This is a genomic window from Sphingobium sp. GW821-FHT02B05, assembly GCF_059421905.1.
Genome location: NZ_JBWKVW010000001.1, coordinates 1,945,957 through 1,964,737, shown reverse-complemented (window position 1 = coordinate 1,964,737; position 18,781 = coordinate 1,945,957). Strand labels below are relative to the sequence as shown.

Sequence of the window (18,781 nt, the reverse complement as noted above, 5' to 3'; positions counted from 1 at the left end):
GGCGCTAAGCCCCCAGTTCCTTGGCTTCCTGATATTTGAGTTCAAGAAAGCGGTTCTGTGTGGCCAATTTGTCAAGGTCGCCGCTGGCCAGGCTCTCGCTCATCCGGCTGATTTCGGCGTCGATCACCGACAATCCATCGACCAATTGTTTTTCGGGCACGCGGCCGTTGCGCTCCTCCCGCCGCAGCGGGGCGGGGATAGACTGATAGCCGGTCACCAGTTCAGGCAGATGATCGGCCAGCAGGCGCCGAATTTCCTGCGCGGCCGGCTCCTGCTCACCCAGCCGCTCCAGCTGCGGCGCGAGCATCTCCAGCTTCACGCCGATACTGTCGACCAGCGTGACGGCGGGGGCGGGCAGGGCCTTGCGCTGGTTTTCCAGCCAGATTTCGGTCTTGAGCGGCAGGGCGGCGAGTTCGGTCTTTGCCAGTGCCTCCGTCTTCACCCGGCCTTCCGTCGGCGCGAGGGCGATCAGCAGCACGGCCGCGATCATGACGCCCAGCACGATCATCACGCCGGTGGTGCCCAGCGGCAGGACGAAGCCCGCCACCGCGCTGGCCAGCAATATCGCCAGCACCGCCCAGAAGGCATGTTTGATCTTGCGCATCAGCCCGGCGTTGCGCCGCTGCCGCGCGCGCGCGGACAGGCTTTGGCCGCGATCGCTATGGCGGCGGAGCACGGCGTCCGCATCGGCCAATATGCGGTCGGACCGGCTCATGCCTGCTTCCCCTCCGCTCGGTTCGAGCCGGTCGAGAACCGGTGCGCATGGGTTCTCGACAGGCTCGAACCGAACGGGGTGGGGCGGCACATTCTACTCAACCCTCGATCGCGCTCAGCAACGGATTGTCGGCGCGCACGTCCTTGGCCGCCTGCGCCTGTCCTTCGGCGCGGGCGATATAGCCTTTGGACTTTTCCACTTCGCCCGACAGCGTGTTCACCGTCGTCTTCATATTCTCCAGCGCCTTCAGCTTGAAGGCGTCGATATTGTCCATCGTATCGTAGATATTCTGGAACGCGCGCTGGAGCGTCTCGATGGGGATCGTACTGCTGGCCGCCTGCTCGTGAATCTGCGCGGTCTGGCTCTTCAGCAATTCGCCGGTCCGGTCGATCATGTTCGCGGTCGTATTGTTCAATGCGCTGATCTGTTCCAGCACCAGCCGCTGCCCGGCCAACGCCTGCGCCACCGTCACCGCGGTGCGCAGCGCCGCCACGGTGGTCGTGCTGGCGCGGTCCACGCCCTTCACCAGTTCGACATTATTCTTCTTGACCAGATCCAGCGCCAGATAGCCCTGCACCGTCACCGCCATCTGCGTCAGCAGGTCCTGTGTGCGCTGGCGGATGTAGAACAGCGCGCTTTCGCGGATCGCCTTCGCCTTGGCGGGATCGGACGAATCCAGTTCCAGCGCCTTGTCTTCCAGCCGCGCGTCCATCGTCTTGCTGATATGGATCATCTGTTCCAGACGACCCATGGTGGCCCACATATTCTGCCGCTCGACGTCGATCGCGGCATTATCCTTGATCAGCACGTCCTTGCCGCTGGCCAGCGACCCCAGGATCGAATTGATATGGCCCTGCGCGCTCTTATAGCCGTCGAAATAGTCGCGCATCTTGTTGCCGAACGGAATGATGCCGAACAGCTTCTTGGACGCCAGCAGATTGCCGCGCTTGCCGGGGTCCAGATCCTCGACCGTGCGGCGCAGTTCGGCCAGATCCGCGCCGACCTTGGTATCGCTGTCCATGGCGCGCACCGGGCGATTGAGGAAGCGATTGCTGTGCCCGGCGGCCTCGGCGATCTCCTTCCGCCCCATATTGGTCAGTTGATCGACCCGCGCGCCGAACTCCGGGGAATTGGCGTCCTGTGCGACCAGGTCCGCGACGAAGGCGTCCACCTTCTCGTCCAGCTTGGACTTCTTCTCGTCCTCGATCGGGACCAGGCCGGACGCCTTTTCCGGCGCGACCACGGGCACCGGATCGGGCGGGGACAGGTTGAGGGCGTCGGCAGTGGCAGTCGTGGTGGGCGCGGTGCTGGCCATGTCGTCTCCAAGGACAAATCGCATGAGCTGTTATATGTAACTATAACAGTGGCTCTTCAATGGCGATTATGGCCCGGCCCCGCGCCCGATGCAATCAGCGCGCACCCTCTGCGTAATAACGCTCCATATCCAGCCGCATCTGGTGCAGCGCCTCCGGGTTCAGATAGACCATGTGGCCCGCCGGATAATATTTGAACTGGAGGTTCTGGCGCAGTTGCGGCTCCAGCATCATGTGCTTGAGGTCACGCTCGGTCGAAAAGAAGGGCGTCGCCATGTCGTACCAGCCGTTCAGGGACAGCACGCGCATATGCGGGTTGGTGCGCATCGCGGCAGAAAGGTCGGCGGTCACGTCCGCGACATTCTGCTTGCCGCCTTCGGGCGGGCTATGGCTCCAGTCCCATTTGAAATCGCCGCCCTCGCGCGCGCTCAGCCGATAGTCCAGGTCGGTCTTGTAGCCGATCTTGTTCGTCAGCTGATCCAGGAAGCTGCCGACATAAAGGCCGGTGATGCCGGTGCTTGAGGGGTCATATTCCGGTTCCTCGCCCGCTGCGTCGGCGTCGATCCCCTTGTAGCGGCTGTCGAAACGGCCGATCGTCTCATGCCCGTCGCGCAGCAATTCCTTGCGGAAGCGGCTGAGGCTGACGCGCAGGTTCGCGCGCTTGAGATAATCGACCGACAGGCCGGTGAAGCGGCTGAGCTGCTGGGCGATCGCGTCGCTTTCCTGCGCGCTGATGTCCGACCCTTTGAGCAATGCGGTGGCATAGGGGCCATTGGCGAAGATGCGGGCTTCCTCGACGAATGCCTCCAGGCTTTCGGGACGGCCGCCCGGCACGCGGTTATGATACCAGGCGCTCGCCGCGTAGCTGGGCAGATAGCCGACATGGATAGCATCGAAGCCCGACTGGCGGATGCCGTAATTCATGATCGACGACAGCAGCACCACGCCGTTCAGCGCCAGCCCGCGATCCTCCAGCTGATAGGCGAGCGCCCCCGACCGGGTCGTGCCATAGCTTTCGCCGAAAATATATTTGGGCGACGCCCAGCGGCCGTTCTTGGTCGTGTAGCGGATGATCGCCTTGGCAAAGGCGTCCACATCGCCATCGACGCTGTAGAAATCGGACGGCTTGGCATCGCCCAGGATGCGTGAATAGCCCGACCCGATGGTGTCGAGGAACACCATGTCGGTGCTGCCGATCAGGCTGTCATTATTGGGGCCGACATCGAAGGGGGCGGGCTTGACCGCTTCCGGGTTGCCGGTGCGCACATGTTCCGGCGCGAAGCTGCCCATGCGCAGCCACAGCGACGAGGAACCGGGACCGCCATTATAGAGGAAGGTGACGGGGCGGTTCTTACCCGCCGCCGTATAGGCGGTGTAGAACATGCTCGCGACCGGCTTGCCCTTCGCGTCACGGATGGTCAGCGTACCGGCGGTCTGGGTATAAGGGATGGCCTTGCCATCGACGCGGGCCGTGCCCTTGCTGCTCTGCGTCACTTCCTCGACCGGCGCGCTCGCCCAGTTGGCTGAGACCTGCTCGGCAATCTTGTCGGCATGTTGTTTTGCGGCGTCGGGCGCATCCTTCTGCGCAAGGGCTGGCGTGGCGAGGACGAGGATGGAGGCGAAAGCGAAGGTGGCGGCAGACCGCATCGGGAGAAGGCTCCTGGCAAGGATATGGTATATTATCGGCGACGCGCCGCACCATAGAAAGCTCGGCCTGTAGGGCAAGGAGATATTGTGCTTTTGTAAAGCAACGGGGTGGTGGGTGGAAACAAGGTCAGCCTTTCCCTCCAAAGGGTAGGAGAGCATTGCCGGTCCTGGCCAAGCCCCCCATGACCAAGCTCAACCCGCCCGCAGTCCCTCGATCACCGCTGCCACATCGTCATCGCTATTATAGACATGCGGTGAAAAGCGGATCGCGGCGCCGCCGCCGATCTTGGACGCGGCGGTGGCGATCTTCGCCTGCCACAGTTTCGTGCGCAGCGCCGGCACATCGCGGCCGGGGAAGGCGACGGTAATGACCGGACCGGTGATCGCATCCACGCCGCTGCCGAAGGGCTTGGCGCCGGGCACGGCAGCCAGCGCCAGCCGCATCGACCTCGCCCGCTGCCGGGCCGCCTGCTCGATCGCCGGCTGGCCCATGCCGTCCAGAACGTCCAGCGTCGCGGCAAAGGCCATCAGGCGCGGATCGTCGCGCTGGCCCAGTATCTCATATTTCTGCGCGGTATCCAGGTTCTTGGGGTCGGTCAGCCAATAGCCATGGCTCATCATGATCGGCTGCAATTCCGCCTGCCGCTCCCGCTTCACATAGAGCATCCCGCCCTCCAGCGGCCCCATCAGCCATTTGTGCGTGCTGCCTGAATAGCTGTCCACGCCCAGCGCGGCGAGGTCCAGCTGCATCCAGCCGAAGGTCTGCGCGCCATCGGCATGCAGCCAGATGTTCTTCGCCTTCGCCAGCTTTGCGATCTCCGCCACCGGATAGACGATGCCGGTGATGTTGCTCATATGCGACAGGAAGATCGCCTTCGTGTTCGGCGTCACGGCGGCGGCGATGCCGTCCAACAGCGCTTGTGGCGTCTTCGCCTCGACCGGCACCGGCACGACATGCAGGTCCAGCCCCTCGCGCTCCGCGCGCAGCTTCCAGCTGTCCCAGGTCGAGGGATGATTATGATCGGTCAGGATGATCCGGTCCCCGGCCTTGAGCGCCAGTCCCCGCACGGCGACGGTGTTGGCCTCGCTACTATTGCGGACCAGTGCGATTTCCTGCGCCGTGACGTTCAGCCGCGCGGCGATTCGGGCGCGCAGCGCGTCGGCGGCCCTGGGATAGAGGGCGCGCCGCTCGACCGACGGGTCGGTCTGAAAGGCGCGGGTTTCGCTCTCATGCACCGCCGCCACGCTGCGGAAGGTCGGGGCGATATTGGCTGCGTTGAAATAGCGGATGGAAGGATCGAGGATCATCGCCGCGCGCAGGGCGGGCTTGCCGGCCGCGCTCAGCATGTCGGGCGTCAACGCCAGCGGGGCGGCGATCGCTGCGGCCTGCATCAAGGTGCGGCGGCTGATGAGCGGGCTGTCGGACATGGGCGTCTCCTTATAGGGCATAGGGATTGACGGATCGGGCAGGGCGATCCGCCACCCCGCCCTTGCCGCATCGCATCATTTCCTGTAGGGGCGCGCCCGATAGTCCTGGACAGGCGTGGTGCCGGCCGGGAGAACCCGAATCCCGAAGGCACAATATGTCCCTGCGTAATATCGCGATCATCGCGCACGTCGACCATGGCAAAACCACCCTCGTCGACCAGCTTTTCCGCCAGTCCGGCACGTTCCGCGACAACCAGCGCATCGAAGAACGCGCGATGGATTCCAACGATCTGGAAAAAGAGCGCGGCATCACCATTCTGGCGAAGCCCACCTCGGTCGAATGGAACGGCACCCGCATCAACATCGTCGATACGCCCGGCCACGCCGACTTCGGCGGTGAAGTGGAGCGCATCCTCTCGATGGTCGACGGCGTGATTTTGCTGGTCGACTCGTCGGAAGGCGCGATGCCGCAGACCAAGTTCGTGACCGGCAAGGCGCTGGCGCTGGGCCTGAAGCCCATCGTCGTCGTCAACAAGGTCGATCGTCCCGACGAGCGCATCCAGGAAGTGCTGGACGAAGTGTTCGACCTGTTCGTGACGCTGGAAGCCAATGACGAACAGCTCGACTTCCCCGTCCTCTACGCATCGGGCCGCAACGGCTATGCCAGTGAAGATCCGCAGCGCCGCGAAGGCACGCTGGAGCCGCTGTTCCAGAAGATCGTCGACCATGTGCCGGCGCCCTCGCTGGATCAGGACGCGCCGTTCAGCTTCCTCGTCACGCTGCTCGACCGCGACAACTTCCTGGGTCGCATCCTGACCGGCCGCGTCCAGTCGGGCACGGTCAAGGTCAACCAGCCGATCCACGCGCTCGACATGGACGGCAACGTCATCGAAACCGGCCGCGCGTCGAAGATCATGTCGTTCCAGGGTCTGGACCGCGTGCCCGTCGATGAAGCCAAGGCGGGCGACATCATCAGCCTCGCCGGTCTGGCCGTCGCGACCGTGGCCAACACCATCTGCGACACGGCCGTCACCGAACCGATCCAGGCGCAGCCGATCGATCCGCCGACCCTGTCGATGCGCTTTGCCGTGAACGATTCGCCGATGGCGGGCCGCGAAGGCAGCAAGGTGACGAGCCGCATGATCCGCGACCGCCTGGCGCGCGAAGCCGAATCGAACGTCGCCATCAAGGTGACCGAGTCGGAAGACAAGGACAGTTTCGAAGTCGCCGGCCGCGGCGAACTCCAGCTTGGCGTCCTCATCGAAACCATGCGCCGCGAAGGCTTTGAACTGGGCATCTCGCGTCCGCGCGTGCTGTTCGGCGAAGACGAGAATGGCGGCAAGACCGAGCCTTACGAAACCGTCGTCATCGACGTGGACGATGAATTTTCCGGCACGGTCGTGGACAAGATGAACATCCGCAAGGCGGAAATGACGGACATGCGTCCGTCGGGCGGCGGCAAGACCCGCATCACCTTCTCCGCGCCGTCGCGCGGCCTGATCGGCTATCATGGGGAATTTCTGTCCGACACGCGCGGCACGGGCATAATGAACCGCCTGTTCGAAAAATACGGCCCCCACAAGGGCAAGATCGAAGGCCGCAAGAACGGCGTCCTGATCTCCAACGGCGCGGGTGAAGCCAACGCCTATGCGCTGGGTCCGCTGGAAGAACGCGGCATCCTGTTCGTGGGCGTGGGCGAAGCGCTGTACGAAGGCATGATCGTCGGCGAAAATGCGAAGCCCGAAGATCTTGAAGTCAACCCGATGAAGTCGAAGGCGCTGACCAACTTCCGCGCCAGCGGCAAGGACGACACCGTCCGCCTGACCCCGCCCAAGAAGGCGACGCTGGAACAGGCCATCGCCTATATCGACGATGATGAAATGGTCGAAGTCACGCCCAAGACCATCCGCCTGCGCAAGCGCTACCTCGATCCGAACGAGCGCAAGCGCATGAGCCGGTCGAAGGCCGCCTGATCTATCAGGTTGGCCCTGACAAAGAGGCCGCCTGATTTTTCAGCGCTGACAGGGTATGGAAGGGCCGGCGTCGCAAGGCGTCGGCCCTTTGTTTTTGAAGAAAGGAGCCATCTGGATGGCAGATCTCTACTCCAAGGCGCTCAATAGCGAGCGCAAGGCGCTCTGGGCCGAATGTCGCCTTAAAGGGCTGGCCAAGGACACGCCCCAGCGCCTGCGCATCGTAGAGATCGACGGGCTGCTCGCCGCGCACAAAGCGAAGCAGGACGGCAAGAAGAGCAGCTGACGTGCCCACAGCGGTTTTTGCAAGACAGGCGCAATAAGCCTTCCTATCCTGCCTCCCCTCACCATTCAGGGGAATGTCGATGGAATATATGCTCTTGCCGCTGAAGCGCTACGCCGACTTTTCGGGCCGGTCGCGTCGCAAGGAATATTGGATGTTCGCGCTGGGCTATATTCTGCTCGCGCTCGTCATTTCCTTGCTGGCCGTGGCCACGGGCGGTTTTGGTGATGGACGGCCTTCCGGCTTGTTCTTCTGGCTGCTTATGCTGCTGGTGGTGGCACTCATCATTCCGTCGCTCGCGGTACAGGTTCGCCGCTTCCACGATCAGGACAAGAGCGGCTGGTTCATTCTGCTGAACTTCATTCCCTATGTGGGCGGCCTGATCGTGCTGGTCTTCATGTGCCTGGACGGCACGCGCGGCGAAAACCGCTTTGGCCCCGATCCCAAGCAGACGGTGGCCGATGTCGCGGACGTGTTCAGCTAAACGCCCATTTGCGATCCCGATGGGACATTTCGTCCCGCCATGGCCGGCGCGGTGGACAACCGCGCCGGCCATCTGCATTGCGCGCCTCGCCCATATCGTGCGAATTCATGTGCAGCGTGAACCGAATCATAACGGGTGGTTCGCAAGCTAGGGAAGGCGTGGGGCCTTCAATGCCGGTCGATGTCGCAGACCGGAGGCGCCCGCAGGAGGAATGAAGACGTGGCGGAAACCCTTCCGGCCTTGAGCGAGGGGGAAAAGCAGTGCCTGCGCCTGGTGGCTCAGGGCTTCAATTCCAAGGAAATCGCGCGCCAGCTCGATGTGTCGGAACACACGGTCGATCAGCGCGTCCGCACCAGTTTGCGCAAATTCGGCGTACCATCGCGCAAGGAAGCGGCCCGCCTTTTCGTTTCGACTTTGGAACGTTCGCCCCAAAGTGACACATATCAGCCTTTGATATATCAACCGGAGCCGCTTGCGCCCGATCCCGAACCTGCGTCATCCCTTGCTCAGCCGGACAGGCCGGATGGGCATAGGGAGCCAAAAACGCTTCTGCGCCGCATCCTCGCCTTCGGCCCGCCGCTCGGGGGATCGACCAATGAACTGAGTAAAGATGGCCGCCTGTTGGCGATGATCCGCGCCGCGGTCCTGACCGGGGCTGGTGTCGTCACTTTACTGCTGCTCATTGCCGGGGCCTTTACGGTCCTGGGCTGATCCACCCAAAAATCGCTACGCCGAACAACGCACCACCTGGCTAGGGTTGGGTGCGAAGGAGAAGACTTGTGCTCAACCTCGACCCCATCAAGACCCAGGCCGTCGCCGACCAGACCCGCCAGGCTTTCGCCGCCTTCGACAGCGCGCTGGTCGACGCCGCGCAACTGACCACGGCCTTCGTCGCCGCGTCGCAGGGTTCGGGCCTGACCGCCAGCGAAAGCCAGCGCATCCTGAAGCAGATTCACGACAGCGCGACCAAGATCATCGAAGGCCGCAGCGACATGATCCGCGCCACCGCCCTGCTGACCCGCTGCCTTGAACATAGCGCCATTCCGGTCACGTCGGTCGGTTGCCCGATCGGCCTGGAACTGGAACAGCAGGAAACGGCGCGTCACCTGACCCTGGTCGCCTGACCGGGTGGAGGCCACCGCGTTTGCATGACCTTTGCCCCCCCTCTCAATCGGAAATGTGAATGTCGGTGGCTTCCTTCTTGCTGACCCTGTCCTTCTGGATGCTGACCGCGTTCGGTTGCGTCTTTGCCGCCATGTTCGGCGGCCGGGACGGGCGGTGGTTCACCATGGCGTTTCTGGGCTGTGTGCTGCTGACGATCCCGGCCCAGCTGGCCGGGTCGTGGCACGCGACCCAGATTTGGCTGATGCTGGTCGATGTCCTGCTGCTCGGCTGCCTTATCGGGCTGATGATGCGCAGCCGCCGCTATTGGCCGATCTGGGCGACGGCCAGCCAATTGATGACCGTCCTGACCCATGTGGTCACGATGATGCTGCCTGGCTTTTCCGAACGTATCTATGCGGGCCTCAGCACCGTCTGGGTGATCCCCCTGCTGCTCTTCACGATCATCGGTATCGAACTCGACCGGAAAGCGATTAATGACCGCGCATATCCCGCCTGACCGCCACCTGCCGAGCCAGGAAGCGGTGGACCTGGTGGTCGCGCTGCAACGCTGCCTGACCAATTTCCACGCCCGCAAGGAAGAACCCGCCATCCTGGACGGGGACGGGAACGACCAGCTTCCTGCCCTTGCCCGCTATCTGGAGGCCCGCCGGGTGCGGGCGATGCTGTTCGGGCAGAACCTCTTTGCCGATCCCGCCTGGGACATATTGCTGGCCCTCTATCAGGCGGAGCTGGAGGGCGGGGCGCTCACGCTGGAGCAATTGAGCGAGACGCTGCGTCTCTCGCTCAGCGTCGTGGTGGGGCAGGTCGGCACGATGGAGCGGCGCGGCTTGCTGGACGAACATCGCACATCCCCCAACAGCCGTCGCCGCCGCGCCATCCGCCTCTCGCCGCTGGCGAAGGACGCCATGGCCTCCTGGTTCTCGCTCGCGTTCGAGGAGTGAGCGGGGCGTCTTAGCCCTGCCGCTCCAACGGCAAGGTCACGCTCGCCCGCAGCCCACCCTCGGCCCGGTTGGCGAAGTCCAGTCGCCCGCCATGATCGTCCGCAATACGCCGGGCGATCGAGAGGCCCAAACCGACGCCGCCGGTTTCCCGATTGCGGGACGCTTCGCCGCGATAAAATGGCTCGCACAGCCGATCGATCGCATCCGGCGATACGCCCGGCCCGTCATCCTCCACCGCCACGGTCACGCGCCCACCGATAATCGCCACCGCGATCCGCGCCGACCCGCCATAGCGGACCGCATTTTCAACCAGATTGGCGACGCATCGCCGCAGCGCGATCGCGTCGCCGCGTATCACCGCGCGGGCACTGCGCGTCACGGTCACATCCTGTCCCATATCGGCCAGATCGTCGGCGAGCGTTTCCACGATGGCGCTCAGGTCGATGCGCACATGGGCGGCGGCATCGCCCTGGCCACGCATGAAGTCGAGCAGGTCGGTGACCATCGCCCGCATTTCCTCCACATCCGTCTGCGCCTTGGCACGCGGACCGTCGGGCAGCGCCTCCAGCCGGAAGGAGAGGCGGGTCATCGGCGTGCGCAGATCATGGGCGATCGCCACCAGCATCGCAGTCCGCTCGTTGAGATAGTCGGCGATGCGCGCGCGCATGTGATTATAGGCTGCGCCCACCGCGCGTACCTCCGGCGGGCCGGTCAGCGGCAACGGGTCGGCCCGCTCCGGCCGCTCGGTGGCCGCGCCCTCGGCCAGGCGGCGGATCGGCTGGGTGATGCGCCGCGCCACCCAATAGGCCGGCAAGAGCAGCAGGATGAAGATGCCCGCCATCAGCGACAAAGTGATGGCGTACCAGCGCAGATTGGCACCCTGCCGCGCCTGTACCACCTGCCAGCCATCGCGATTCCGGCGTGCCAGCAGCACGGCGCCATGCAGCATCATCCGATCGGGACCGGAACCGAAATTGGGCTGGGGCCAGAGTTTTCGATCGGGATCGCCCATGCGCATCGGCGGCTGTTCGCGCAGCACCCGGACGTCCGACGGATGCGCGCCGAGCAGGCCGGCAATCTGCGCCGCCATGCGCCGGTCGTCCACCTGGCCCGGTTCGGCCAGCGGCGGGGGGTCCGACCGGTAGCGCGTCACCGTCCAGCTGCCGGTCGGGACAGCGCCGCCCTGCATCAATGCGGCGGCTTCGCCCAGCATCATCGGCCGGGCATGGGGTGGTGGCCCGCGAAAGGCGACCAGCATCATCGCGCCCAGCGCCAGCAGCAATGTCCCGGCGACCAGCGCGACGATGCGCGTCAGGATGGACGGGTTGGGCGGCGTCAAACGGAGCGGACCTCGGCCGTGAACATATAGCCTTCGTTGCGGATGGTGCGGACCAGTTCGTCCGTGCCCTCCGTGCGTGCGCCGCGTTCCAGCTTGCGGCGCAGGCGGCTGACCTGGACGTCGATCGCGCGGTCGTAGCTTTCGCTCTCGCTGCCGGCCGAATAGTCGAGCAGCTGGTCGCGGCTGAGCACCCGGCGCGGATGCTCGATAAAGGCGCGCAGCAGGCGGAACTCGCCATCGGTCAGGGTCACGACGACATTGTCGGGATCGGTCAGAAGCCGCGCGCCCATATCGACCTGCCAGCCGGCAAAGCGCAGCCGCTTGCCGTTGGCTTCCGGCGTTTCGGCGACCTGGCGCCGGTGGCGGCGCAGCACGGTGCGGATGCGGGCGAGCAGTTCGCGTGGGTTGCATGGCTTGGGCAGATAATCCTCCGCCCCCATTTCCAGCCCCACGATCCGGTCGATGTCGCTGCCGATCGCCGACAGCATGATGACCGGCAGGCCGCCCCGCGCCGACAGACGGCGCAGGATCGACAGGCCATCCTCGCCCGGCATCATCACATCCAGCACAGCGATGTCGAAATCCTGCGCGGCCAGCGCTTCGTCCATGCGCGCGCCATCGGGCACCGCCGTGACGGCAAAGCCATGCTGTTCCAGAAAGTCCGACAGGAGCGTGCGGATATCCGCATCGTCGTCGACCACCAATATGCGTGAACCGTCCATGACGGCCAGCATATCGGGGGAATGCGCCTCCTGCAAAGTCATCCCGTTCCTTCCTTCAGATTGCCAAGCCGACCGTGACGGTGCCGGTAAAGCCATTGGTGATGTCGCCGGTCATCGCCGGCATCATCGCCGCGACCTGCGCGCTCGTGTTGTCGCCGAACACATTGTCGCTGCTGGTCGTGATCCTGGCGAAATTCGTCTTGCTGCTGCTGTAGCCGCTGGTGGCATACACCGTGTTGCAGGCGTCGGTCGGCATGGCGAACTGCGATGTGAGCAGGCGATTGGCATAGCTGGTCGCGCGCGCCACGCTGGGATAGACCTCGAAATGAATATGCGGGTAGCGCCCGTCATAGCAGCCGGGGAAGATGCTGGTGAAGGTGACCTGTCCGTTGGCGTCGGTCACGCCTACGCCGCGCAGATAATTTTCGCCCGGCACGGTGTAGAGCGAATAGAGGCCGTCGCGGGTGCAGTGCCAGATATAGACGGTATACCCCTCCAGCGCGGCACAACCGCTATTCACATTCACCACCGTCAGGGTCAGCGTCATGGTGATGCCGGCCGCCGTGCCGCTCGACGATCCGAAGCTCGACCGGATGTCGGTGCGCACGATGCCCGTGTCGTCCAGCACATTGACCGCGCTGCCATTGCTGCTGTTGGACCCGTCGGCCGGATAGGGGCCGTTGGTTTCCTCCGGATCGGCGACGCAGCTGCCGGTCGGGGTGGGCGTAGGCGTGGGTGTCGGCGTGGGGGTTGGCGTCGGCGTGGGCGTAGGGGTTGCGGTCGTATCGCTCGAAGAGGCCGATCCGCCGCCACAGGCGCCGATCAATGCGGCACCGCTCGCGGAAAAGAGCAGCCGCAATGTCCGCCGCCGCCCGATCTTCTCCCGCGCCATCGCGCGCATCTGTTCCAGGTCGTGCATCAACCCATGGTCGTGCGCATCATCCAGGTCTGCCATCTACCCTGATCCCTCTTGTCTTCTGTAAAGACCCTCGACGATCGTCTCTAGGCGCGGCATGTCTCCGGGCGATTGCCCAATGTAGCGGCTTTGTAGCAAGCAGGTCGGCTGGGAGAGGTGGCGGGTAAAGGGGACTGGCCTCCGGGCGTCGGGGGCCATATAGTCGCACGGTTTGTCATCTCCCGCGAAAGCGCTTCATGCATCTTCTTATCGGCCTCGCCGGCATCATATTGATTCTCGCCATCGCTTTCGCCCTCTCTTCGGATCGCCGCGCCATTCGCCCGCGGGTGGTCGGCGCGGCCTTCCTGTTGCAGGCGGGGATCGCCATATTGGTGCTCTATGTCCCGGCTGGCCGCGCCATCATCGGCGGCATGTCGCATGGGGTGGCCAATCTGCTCAGCTATGCGCAGGCGGGCACCGACTTCATCTTCGGCCCGCTGGCCAAGCCCGAAATCGGTGGTGCCAGCTTCGCCATCGCCGCGCTGCCGGTCATCATCTTCTTCGCCAGCCTGGTGTCGATTCTCTATTATTTGGGGATCATGCAGTTCATCGTCCGCTGGGTCGGCGGCGCGATCGAGAAGGTGACGGGCGTGTCGAAGGTGGAAAGCCTGTGCGCCGCCGCCAACATCTTCGTGGGGCAGAGCGAAAGCCCGCTCGTCATCCGTCCCTATCTGGCGGGCCTCACTCCGCCGCAGCTGTTCACGGTAATGACCAGCGGCATGGCCGGCGTTGCAGGTACGATCCTGGCCGCCTATGCCTCGATGGGGATCAAGATCGACTATCTGCTCGCGGCCAGCTTCATGGCGGCGCCGGGCGGCCTGCTGATGGCCAAGATCATGATGCCGGACCAGCCTGAATGTGAGCCGGAGCTGCCGCTGGAGGATGACATCCACCTGCCCGAAGCACGCCGCAGCGCGGCCGTGTCGGCGGCGCTGAACGCGGAAACCACGCCGGGCGAGCCCATGCCGGTCGCCACCCATGATGAGGAAAAGCCCGCCAACCTCATCATGGCGGCGGCGCAGGGTGCGCAAACGGGTGTCAAACTCGCTGTCGCGGTCGGCGCCATGGTGCTGGCCTTCGTCGCGCTGGTGGCGCTGGCCAACGGCATATTGAGCGGCATCGGCGCCTGGTTCGGCTATCCCGACCTCAGCTTCCAGATGCTGCTCGGCTATGTCTTCTCGCCGGTCATGTATCTGCTCAACATTCCCTGGCAGGAAGCGCAGGTGGCCGGCGGTCTGTTCGGGACGAAGGTCGTGCTGAACGAATTCGTCGCCTATATCAACCTGGGGCAGGTGCAAGGCGCGCTGTCGCCCGCGACGATCGCCATCATCACCTTCGCGCTGTGCGGCTTCGCCAACTTCAGTTCGATCGCGATCCAGATGGCGGTGACGGGCAACCTTGCCCCCAACCAGCGGCCGATGATCGCCAAGCTGGGGCTGAAGGCACTGGTCGCAGGGAGCCTTGCCAATCTGATGAGCGCGGCGCTGGCCGGGCTGATGCTCAGCCTGTAATCGCGATCGGGACGATGCCGTAACGTTGGGCCTACCCCTACCGATGCAAATCGGTTATGGTTAACCCATGGGGGCAAAGCATTATTTCCTGGCCGCGTTGGCGGCACTTGGTTCAACCGCCATGGGCGCCGCGCCGACGCCGGCATCCGGCACGGGTCACAGCGCGCAGGGGCCCAAACCCGGCGCGCTGGAAACCTACAAGGACTGGACCATCGGTTGCGACAATCGCAATCGGTGCGAAGCCGTATCCTTGTTGCCGGAGGACGGCGCGTGGCCCGACAGCCCGATCATGGTCGGCGTGGTCCGTGACGCAGGCCCGGATGCCGCGGCTGAAGTTTGGGTCAGCCGGGATGCGAAGGGCGGCGGCGAATTCAGCTTCCATGTCGATGGGCGCCGCATCGCCAGTGCCATGAGCCGCGACGGCGACGCCACATTGCGCGGGCCGCAGGCTTCGGCGCTGGCCATCGCCATGGCGCGTGGCGGCGTGCTGGAGGTCAAGGCGGGCGGGCGGTCGCTGGGTAAGCCGTCGCTGGCCGGATCGGGAGCGGCCTTGCGCCACATGGACGCGCGGCAGGGCAGGGCCGGGACCAGCACCGCGCTGGTCGCGACCGGGGCGATGGGCCCGATCGCCGTGCGCGCCGCGCCTGCCGCGCCGGTCATTCGTCGCGCGCCGTTGCCGGGCACGACTGCGCCCGCTGCACTGTGGCGGGAAGAGTTGACCGCCATCGGCAAATTCACGCGCTGCGTGGAGGAGATGAAGAATGCGGAGCCGCCGCAGCTTTATCGCCTCTCCCGCACCGAAACGCTGATCCTCGTCCCATGTGGCAGCGGCGCCTATAATTTCACGTCCATTCCCGTCATCGCGACCGGCGACGCCGGCCGTCGCACCTTCCGCCTTGCCAGTTTCGACATGAAGCCGGGCTGGAGCGAGGAAGAAGCCCGGCCGATGCTGGTCAATGCCGGCTGGACCGCGGACAAGCTGCGGCTGGACAGTTTCGCGAAGGGCAGGGGCCTTGGCGATTGCGGCGGCAGCGAAGCCTATGTCTGGGACGGCACCCGTTTCCGCCTGATAGAGGCGACCAGCATGGGCGAATGTCGCGGCGCCTGGCACTGGATCAGAACATGGTCGGCGCAGGTGACGGAATAATCTGCCCGGACGGACGCGCCATCATATTGCCGCACGCAACCGTCGCTGTGCATTTTGCAATGGAATTGAGACGCAACGCGGCCATATCGATGTCATGATCCAGCCGCTTCGCCAATCCGCCCCGTTGCTCGACCCGTCCAACCTGCCGGCTCCGGTTCGCGCAGTGATCTTCGACATGGACGGCACCCTGATCGATACGGAGGCAGCGCATCGCCGCGCCTTTGCCGAAACGGGTCGGGCGATCGGCTGGCCGATGTCGGACGCGCTGCTCCTGTCCATGGTCGGCATCCATCGCGACGAGAATGAGCGGATGTTGGCCGCGCATCTGGGGCCTGATTTTCCGCTGGCCCAATTCTACGCCGATAGCGACGCACTGTTCGAAGCGGCGGTCGATGCCGGCATCCCGCTGCGCCCCGGGGCGTTGCTGCTGCTCGATCACCTCAAGCAGATGGGCATCCCCATGGCGCTCGCCACCTCCACTGCCGCGCCCTATGCGCAGCAGCGGCTGGAGAAGAGCGGGCTGCTTCATTATTTCGACGTCATCGTAACCCGCAGCGATGTCGAACAGCCCAAGCCGCATCCCGAACCCTATCTGCTGGCGGCGCAGAAGCTGGGCATTGACCCCGCGCATATCGTCGCGGTGGAAGACAGCTATGCCGGCGTCCGCTCGGCGGTGGCGGCGGGCATGGCGACGGTGATGGTCCCCGACCTGCTCCCCCCGACAGAGGAACTGGTGCTGGCCTGCGCGCAAGTGCTGCCCAGCCTCACGCACTTGCGCGATCTGCTGCTGGCGACGGGGTAGGATTTCACCGTCATCCCGGCGCAGGCGGGGATCTCAGGCGGCCTTACGCTTCCTTTCCGGCCTTCCCAGCCTTAGCTGGGGCGACGAATCAAGGCCAGTCAACCCTTATCCAGCTTCCGCCAGCACCAGCGCGAACAGGCCTTCATCGTCCATCCATTCCGTTGCAGGCTCCCATCCGCCGGCGCGCAACAACAGCCTTTCGTCGCGCGCGCCATATTTGTGGCTGCTCTCGGTGTGGATCGTCTCGCCGGCGTCCATATGGAAACATTGGCCAGCGACATGGAAATGCAGCGGCCGTCGCGCCTCCAGATGCATTTCGATCCGCGCCTTCTCGTCATTCCAGATCGCGCGATGGGCGAAGCTTTCGACCGGCAGATCGCCTTCAAGCTCGCGATTGATCCGCTCGATCAGGTTGAGGTTGAAGGCAGCGGTTACGCCCTGTGCATCGTCATAGGCGGCGACCAGCCGATCGCGGTCCTTGATCCGGTCCATCCCGATCAGCAGCTTGGCATCGTCGCCCAGCAGGCGGCGCATGGCCCGCAGCAGATCGACCGCCGCATCAGGCTCCATATTGCCGATGGTAGAGCCGGGAAAGAAGCCAAGGCGCGGCATCCCCTCTATGGCCGCCGGCAGGGTCAATGGCCGGTTAAAATCGCCCACGACCGGCAGCACCGGCAGGTCGGGAAAGGCCTGCGCCAGTTCCGCGCTGCTCGCATGCAGAAAATCGCCGCTTATGTCGATCGGCACATAGGCGGCCGGCGCGATGGCGCGCAGCAGATGCGGCGTCTTGCGCGAACTGCCCGCGCCAAATTCCACCACCGCCCGGCCGGGACCGATGGCGGCGGCAAAGGCCGCGCCATGGCCTGCGAGCAATGCGGTTTCGGTGCGGGTGGGATAATATTCGGGCAGATCGGTGATCGCCTCGAACAGTTCGGACCCGCGCCGGTCGTAGAACCAGATAGGCGGCGTCGCCTTGGGGCTGCGTGACAGGCCGTCCATGATGTCGTGGCGAAAGGCCGGATCGATGGCGGAGGCAAAGGTCGGCGTCTGGTCGGTCAACAACATGTCAGAGATCCTTGGCCAGTCGCAGTCCGGTGAACTGCCAGCGTTGGTGGGGATAAAAGAAATTGCGATAGCTGGCCCGCGCATGGCCGCGCGGGGTGGCACAGCTGCCGCCCTTCAACACGAACTGGCCGGACATGAACTTGCCATTATATTCGCCGACAGCGCCGGGGGCCGCGCGGAAGCCGGGATGGGGGCGATAGGCGCTGCCCGTCCATTCCCACACATCGCCGAACATCTGCGTCAGGCTGGTTCCGGGTGCTGCCGGGCGGGGGCGCGGGCAACCGGGGGCGTCCAGCTGGTTGCCGCTCACCGCCGCGACATTTTGCGCTGCGCTTTCCCATTCGGCTTCGGTCGGCAGGCGAGCCCCGGCCCAGCTGGCATAGGCGTCGGCCTCATACAGGCTGATATGGGTGACGGGCGCGGCCGGATTGACCGGCTGCCGCCCGTCCAGCCCGAAGCGGGTCCAGCCCAGCTCGCCCTGTTTCCAGTAGAGCGGCGCCTCGATGCCTTCGGCCTGAACCCAGGCCCAGCCATCCGACAGCCAGTGCGCTGCCGTGCGATAGCCGCCATCTTCGATAAAGGCGATCCATTCGCCATTGCTGACGGGCCGGTGCGCCAGCGCATGGGGATGCAGCACGGCCTTGTGCCGCGGCCCCTCGCAATCGAAGGCGAAGGCGCTGCGGCCGTCCTCGCCGATTTCGACCAGTCCCTCGCGCCCCTCGATCCAATGGAGCGGGCCGGGCAGATCGACGGGGACAGCGCTCGGCGCTTCGAACAGCGCCGGCTCCAGCGGGTTGAGGGAGAAGAGGTGCAGCAGGTCGGTCAGCAGCAGTTCCTGATGCTGCTGTTCATGCTGCAAACCCAGTGCCACCAACGCACGCGCCGCCTGCGGCAACATGCCCAGCGCATCGGTCAGCGCCGCATCGACATGGGCGCGATAGGCGCGGATATCGGTCAGCGACGGGCGGGTCAGCATGCCGCGGAGCGGCCGGGCATGGCGTGCGCCCTCCGCTTCATAATAGCTGTTGAACAGAAAGGCGTAGCGCGCGTCGAACGGACGATAACCCGGCACATGGTCGCGCAGCACGAAGGTCTCGAAAAACCAGCTTGTATGTGCCAGATGCCATTTGGCGGGCGACGCATCGTCCATGGACTGGACCGTGGCATCGGCATCGGACAGCGGCGCGGTCAGCGCCTGCGTGAGCGCACGTACCGCGCGATAGCGCTCCTCCAGGTCATCCTGATGGGCCTCTGTCCAGCTTCTCGCCATGCCTGCCCTTTCCGATACGGTTGGCCGCTCTCGGACGAACAAGCGCATGAAGGCGCCATGCGGT

General features: G+C 64.7%; 19 protein-coding genes. 10 read left to right on the top strand and 9 right to left on the bottom strand.

The window, feature by feature from the left end:
- Positions 1–4: 4 nt before the first annotated feature.
- From AC07UX_RS09815 to AC07UX_RS09800, 4 genes are all read right to left on the bottom strand, one after another.
- A complete protein-coding gene (locus tag AC07UX_RS09815) occupies positions 5–715 on the bottom strand; it encodes a hypothetical protein (protein ID WP_495191705.1) in 711 nt (236 codons plus the stop codon).
- 97 nt (positions 716–812) lie between these two features.
- The gene (locus AC07UX_RS09810) at positions 813–2,030 is read right to left on the bottom strand and encodes a toxic anion resistance protein (RefSeq protein WP_495191704.1); all 1,218 of its coding nucleotides are present in this window, start codon (positions 2,028–2,030) and stop codon (positions 813–815) included.
- Positions 2,031–2,124: 94 nt separating this feature from the next.
- On the bottom strand, positions 2,125–3,675 hold the full coding sequence (locus tag AC07UX_RS09805) for a S10 family peptidase (protein WP_495191703.1): 1,551 nt from the start codon (positions 3,673–3,675) through the stop codon (positions 2,125–2,127).
- Positions 3,676–3,867: 192 nt separating this feature from the next.
- Positions 3,868–5,103 carry an aminotransferase class V-fold PLP-dependent enzyme gene (locus tag AC07UX_RS09800; protein WP_495191702.1) on the bottom strand — a complete coding sequence of 412 codons (1,236 nt, stop codon included), beginning with the start codon at positions 5,101–5,103 and terminating at the stop codon, positions 3,868–3,870.
- 155 nt (positions 5,104–5,258) lie between these two features.
- Here AC07UX_RS09800 and typA point away from each other — a divergent pair, with 155 nt between their 5' ends.
- From typA to AC07UX_RS09765, 7 genes are all read left to right on the top strand, one after another.
- Entirely contained in the window at positions 5,259–7,076 is a 1,818-nt protein-coding gene (typA, locus tag AC07UX_RS09795) for a translational GTPase TypA (protein ID WP_495191701.1), read from the top strand.
- 115 nt (positions 7,077–7,191) lie between these two features.
- Positions 7,192–7,359: a hypothetical protein gene (locus AC07UX_RS09790; protein ID WP_495191700.1), complete on the top strand. Its 168-nt coding sequence runs from the start codon at positions 7,192–7,194 to the stop codon at positions 7,357–7,359.
- 79 nt (positions 7,360–7,438) lie between these two features.
- Positions 7,439–7,840 (top strand): DUF805 domain-containing protein, encoded by a 402-nt coding sequence (locus AC07UX_RS09785; protein WP_495191699.1) that lies wholly within the window; start codon positions 7,439–7,441, stop codon positions 7,838–7,840.
- A gap of 219 nt (positions 7,841–8,059) precedes the next feature.
- Positions 8,060–8,551, top strand: a complete 492-nt coding sequence (locus AC07UX_RS09780) for a LuxR C-terminal-related transcriptional regulator (RefSeq protein ID WP_495191698.1) — start codon at positions 8,060–8,062, stop codon at positions 8,549–8,551.
- Positions 8,552–8,619: 68 nt separating this feature from the next.
- Positions 8,620–8,964 (top strand): hypothetical protein, encoded by a 345-nt coding sequence (locus AC07UX_RS09775; protein ID WP_495191697.1) that lies wholly within the window; start codon positions 8,620–8,622, stop codon positions 8,962–8,964.
- Between the two features lie 59 nt (positions 8,965–9,023).
- Positions 9,024–9,461, top strand: a complete 438-nt coding sequence (locus tag AC07UX_RS09770) for a hypothetical protein (protein WP_495191696.1) — start codon at positions 9,024–9,026, stop codon at positions 9,459–9,461.
- Positions 9,439–9,906 carry a MarR family transcriptional regulator gene (locus AC07UX_RS09765; protein ID WP_495191695.1) on the top strand — a complete coding sequence of 156 codons (468 nt, stop codon included), beginning with the start codon at positions 9,439–9,441 and terminating at the stop codon, positions 9,904–9,906. The genes AC07UX_RS09770 and AC07UX_RS09765 overlap by 23 nt, the downstream gene beginning before the upstream one ends.
- A gap of 10 nt (positions 9,907–9,916) precedes the next feature.
- On the opposite strand, the gene AC07UX_RS09760 is transcribed toward AC07UX_RS09765, so the two are convergent.
- Genes AC07UX_RS09760 through AC07UX_RS09750 form a run of 3 tightly spaced genes read right to left on the bottom strand, consistent with a single transcriptional unit; the run spans position 9,917 to position 12,922 of the window.
- A complete protein-coding gene (locus AC07UX_RS09760) occupies positions 9,917–11,245 on the bottom strand; it encodes an ATP-binding protein (RefSeq protein ID WP_495191694.1) in 1,329 nt (442 codons plus the stop codon).
- Positions 11,242–12,009 (bottom strand): response regulator, encoded by a 768-nt coding sequence (locus AC07UX_RS09755; protein WP_495191693.1) that lies wholly within the window; start codon positions 12,007–12,009, stop codon positions 11,242–11,244. The genes AC07UX_RS09760 and AC07UX_RS09755 overlap by 4 nt, the downstream gene beginning before the upstream one ends.
- 13 nt (positions 12,010–12,022) lie before the next feature.
- Positions 12,023–12,922, bottom strand: coding sequence for an intradiol ring-cleavage dioxygenase (locus AC07UX_RS09750; RefSeq protein WP_495191692.1), 900 nt, complete (start codon positions 12,920–12,922; stop codon positions 12,023–12,025).
- Positions 12,923–13,119: 197 nt separating this feature from the next.
- Here AC07UX_RS09750 and AC07UX_RS09745 point away from each other — a divergent pair, with 197 nt between their 5' ends.
- The 3 genes from AC07UX_RS09745 to AC07UX_RS09735 all read left to right on the top strand — a co-directional run bounded on the left by AC07UX_RS09745 (position 13,120) and on the right by AC07UX_RS09735 (position 16,382).
- The gene (locus AC07UX_RS09745; RefSeq protein ID WP_495191691.1) at positions 13,120–14,433 is read left to right on the top strand and encodes a NupC/NupG family nucleoside CNT transporter; all 1,314 of its coding nucleotides are present in this window, start codon (positions 13,120–13,122) and stop codon (positions 14,431–14,433) included.
- 67 nt (positions 14,434–14,500) lie between these two features.
- Complete coding sequence (locus AC07UX_RS09740) at positions 14,501–15,580, top strand: DUF1176 domain-containing protein (protein WP_495191690.1); 1,080 nt, start codon at positions 14,501–14,503, stop codon at positions 15,578–15,580.
- A 94-nt stretch (positions 15,581–15,674) separates the two neighbouring features.
- On the top strand, positions 15,675–16,382 hold the full coding sequence (locus AC07UX_RS09735; RefSeq protein WP_495191689.1) for an HAD family hydrolase: 708 nt from the start codon (positions 15,675–15,677) through the stop codon (positions 16,380–16,382).
- A gap of 105 nt (positions 16,383–16,487) precedes the next feature.
- On the opposite strand, the gene egtD is transcribed toward AC07UX_RS09735, so the two are convergent.
- Together egtD and egtB are read right to left on the bottom strand one after the other, a co-directional pair.
- Positions 16,488–17,447 (bottom strand): L-histidine N(alpha)-methyltransferase, encoded by a 960-nt coding sequence (gene egtD, locus AC07UX_RS09730; protein WP_495191688.1) that lies wholly within the window; start codon positions 17,445–17,447, stop codon positions 16,488–16,490.
- A gap of 1 nt (position 17,448) precedes the next feature.
- Positions 17,449–18,717 carry an ergothioneine biosynthesis protein EgtB gene (gene egtB, locus AC07UX_RS09725; RefSeq protein WP_495191687.1) on the bottom strand — a complete coding sequence of 423 codons (1,269 nt, stop codon included), beginning with the start codon at positions 18,715–18,717 and terminating at the stop codon, positions 17,449–17,451.
- Between the last annotated feature and the right edge of the window lie 64 nt (positions 18,718–18,781).

What these genes read in the sequence shown, in the direction of transcription:
- AC07UX_RS09740 (WP_495191690.1), top strand. Translation starts at nt 14,501, where the DNA reads ATGGGGGCAAAGCATTATTTCCTGGCCGCGTTGGCGGCACTTGGTTCA.
- AC07UX_RS09750 (WP_495191692.1), bottom strand. Translation starts at nt 12,922, where the DNA reads ATGGCAGACCTGGATGATGCGCACGACCATGGGTTGATGCACGACCTG.
- AC07UX_RS09805 (WP_495191703.1), bottom strand. Translation starts at nt 3,675, where the DNA reads ATGCGGTCTGCCGCCACCTTCGCTTTCGCCTCCATCCTCGTCCTCGCC.
- AC07UX_RS09755 (WP_495191693.1), bottom strand. Translation starts at nt 12,009, where the DNA reads ATGACTTTGCAGGAGGCGCATTCCCCCGATATGCTGGCCGTCATGGAC.
- AC07UX_RS09815 (WP_495191705.1), bottom strand. Translation starts at nt 715, where the DNA reads ATGAGCCGGTCCGACCGCATATTGGCCGATGCGGACGCCGTGCTCCGC.
- AC07UX_RS09735 (WP_495191689.1), top strand. Translation starts at nt 15,675, where the DNA reads ATGATCCAGCCGCTTCGCCAATCCGCCCCGTTGCTCGACCCGTCCAAC.
- egtB (WP_495191687.1), bottom strand. Translation starts at nt 18,717, where the DNA reads ATGGCGAGAAGCTGGACAGAGGCCCATCAGGATGACCTGGAGGAGCGC.
- typA (WP_495191701.1), top strand. Translation starts at nt 5,259, where the DNA reads ATGTCCCTGCGTAATATCGCGATCATCGCGCACGTCGACCATGGCAAA.
- AC07UX_RS09770 (WP_495191696.1), top strand. Translation starts at nt 9,024, where the DNA reads ATGTCGGTGGCTTCCTTCTTGCTGACCCTGTCCTTCTGGATGCTGACC.
- AC07UX_RS09785 (WP_495191699.1), top strand. Translation starts at nt 7,439, where the DNA reads ATGGAATATATGCTCTTGCCGCTGAAGCGCTACGCCGACTTTTCGGGC.
- AC07UX_RS09810 (WP_495191704.1), bottom strand. Translation starts at nt 2,030, where the DNA reads ATGGCCAGCACCGCGCCCACCACGACTGCCACTGCCGACGCCCTCAAC.
- AC07UX_RS09745 (WP_495191691.1), top strand. Translation starts at nt 13,120, where the DNA reads ATGCATCTTCTTATCGGCCTCGCCGGCATCATATTGATTCTCGCCATC.
- egtD (WP_495191688.1), bottom strand. Translation starts at nt 17,447, where the DNA reads ATGTTGTTGACCGACCAGACGCCGACCTTTGCCTCCGCCATCGATCCG.
- AC07UX_RS09765 (WP_495191695.1), top strand. Translation starts at nt 9,439, where the DNA reads ATGACCGCGCATATCCCGCCTGACCGCCACCTGCCGAGCCAGGAAGCG.
- AC07UX_RS09790 (WP_495191700.1), top strand. Translation starts at nt 7,192, where the DNA reads ATGGCAGATCTCTACTCCAAGGCGCTCAATAGCGAGCGCAAGGCGCTC.
- AC07UX_RS09800 (WP_495191702.1), bottom strand. Translation starts at nt 5,103, where the DNA reads ATGTCCGACAGCCCGCTCATCAGCCGCCGCACCTTGATGCAGGCCGCA.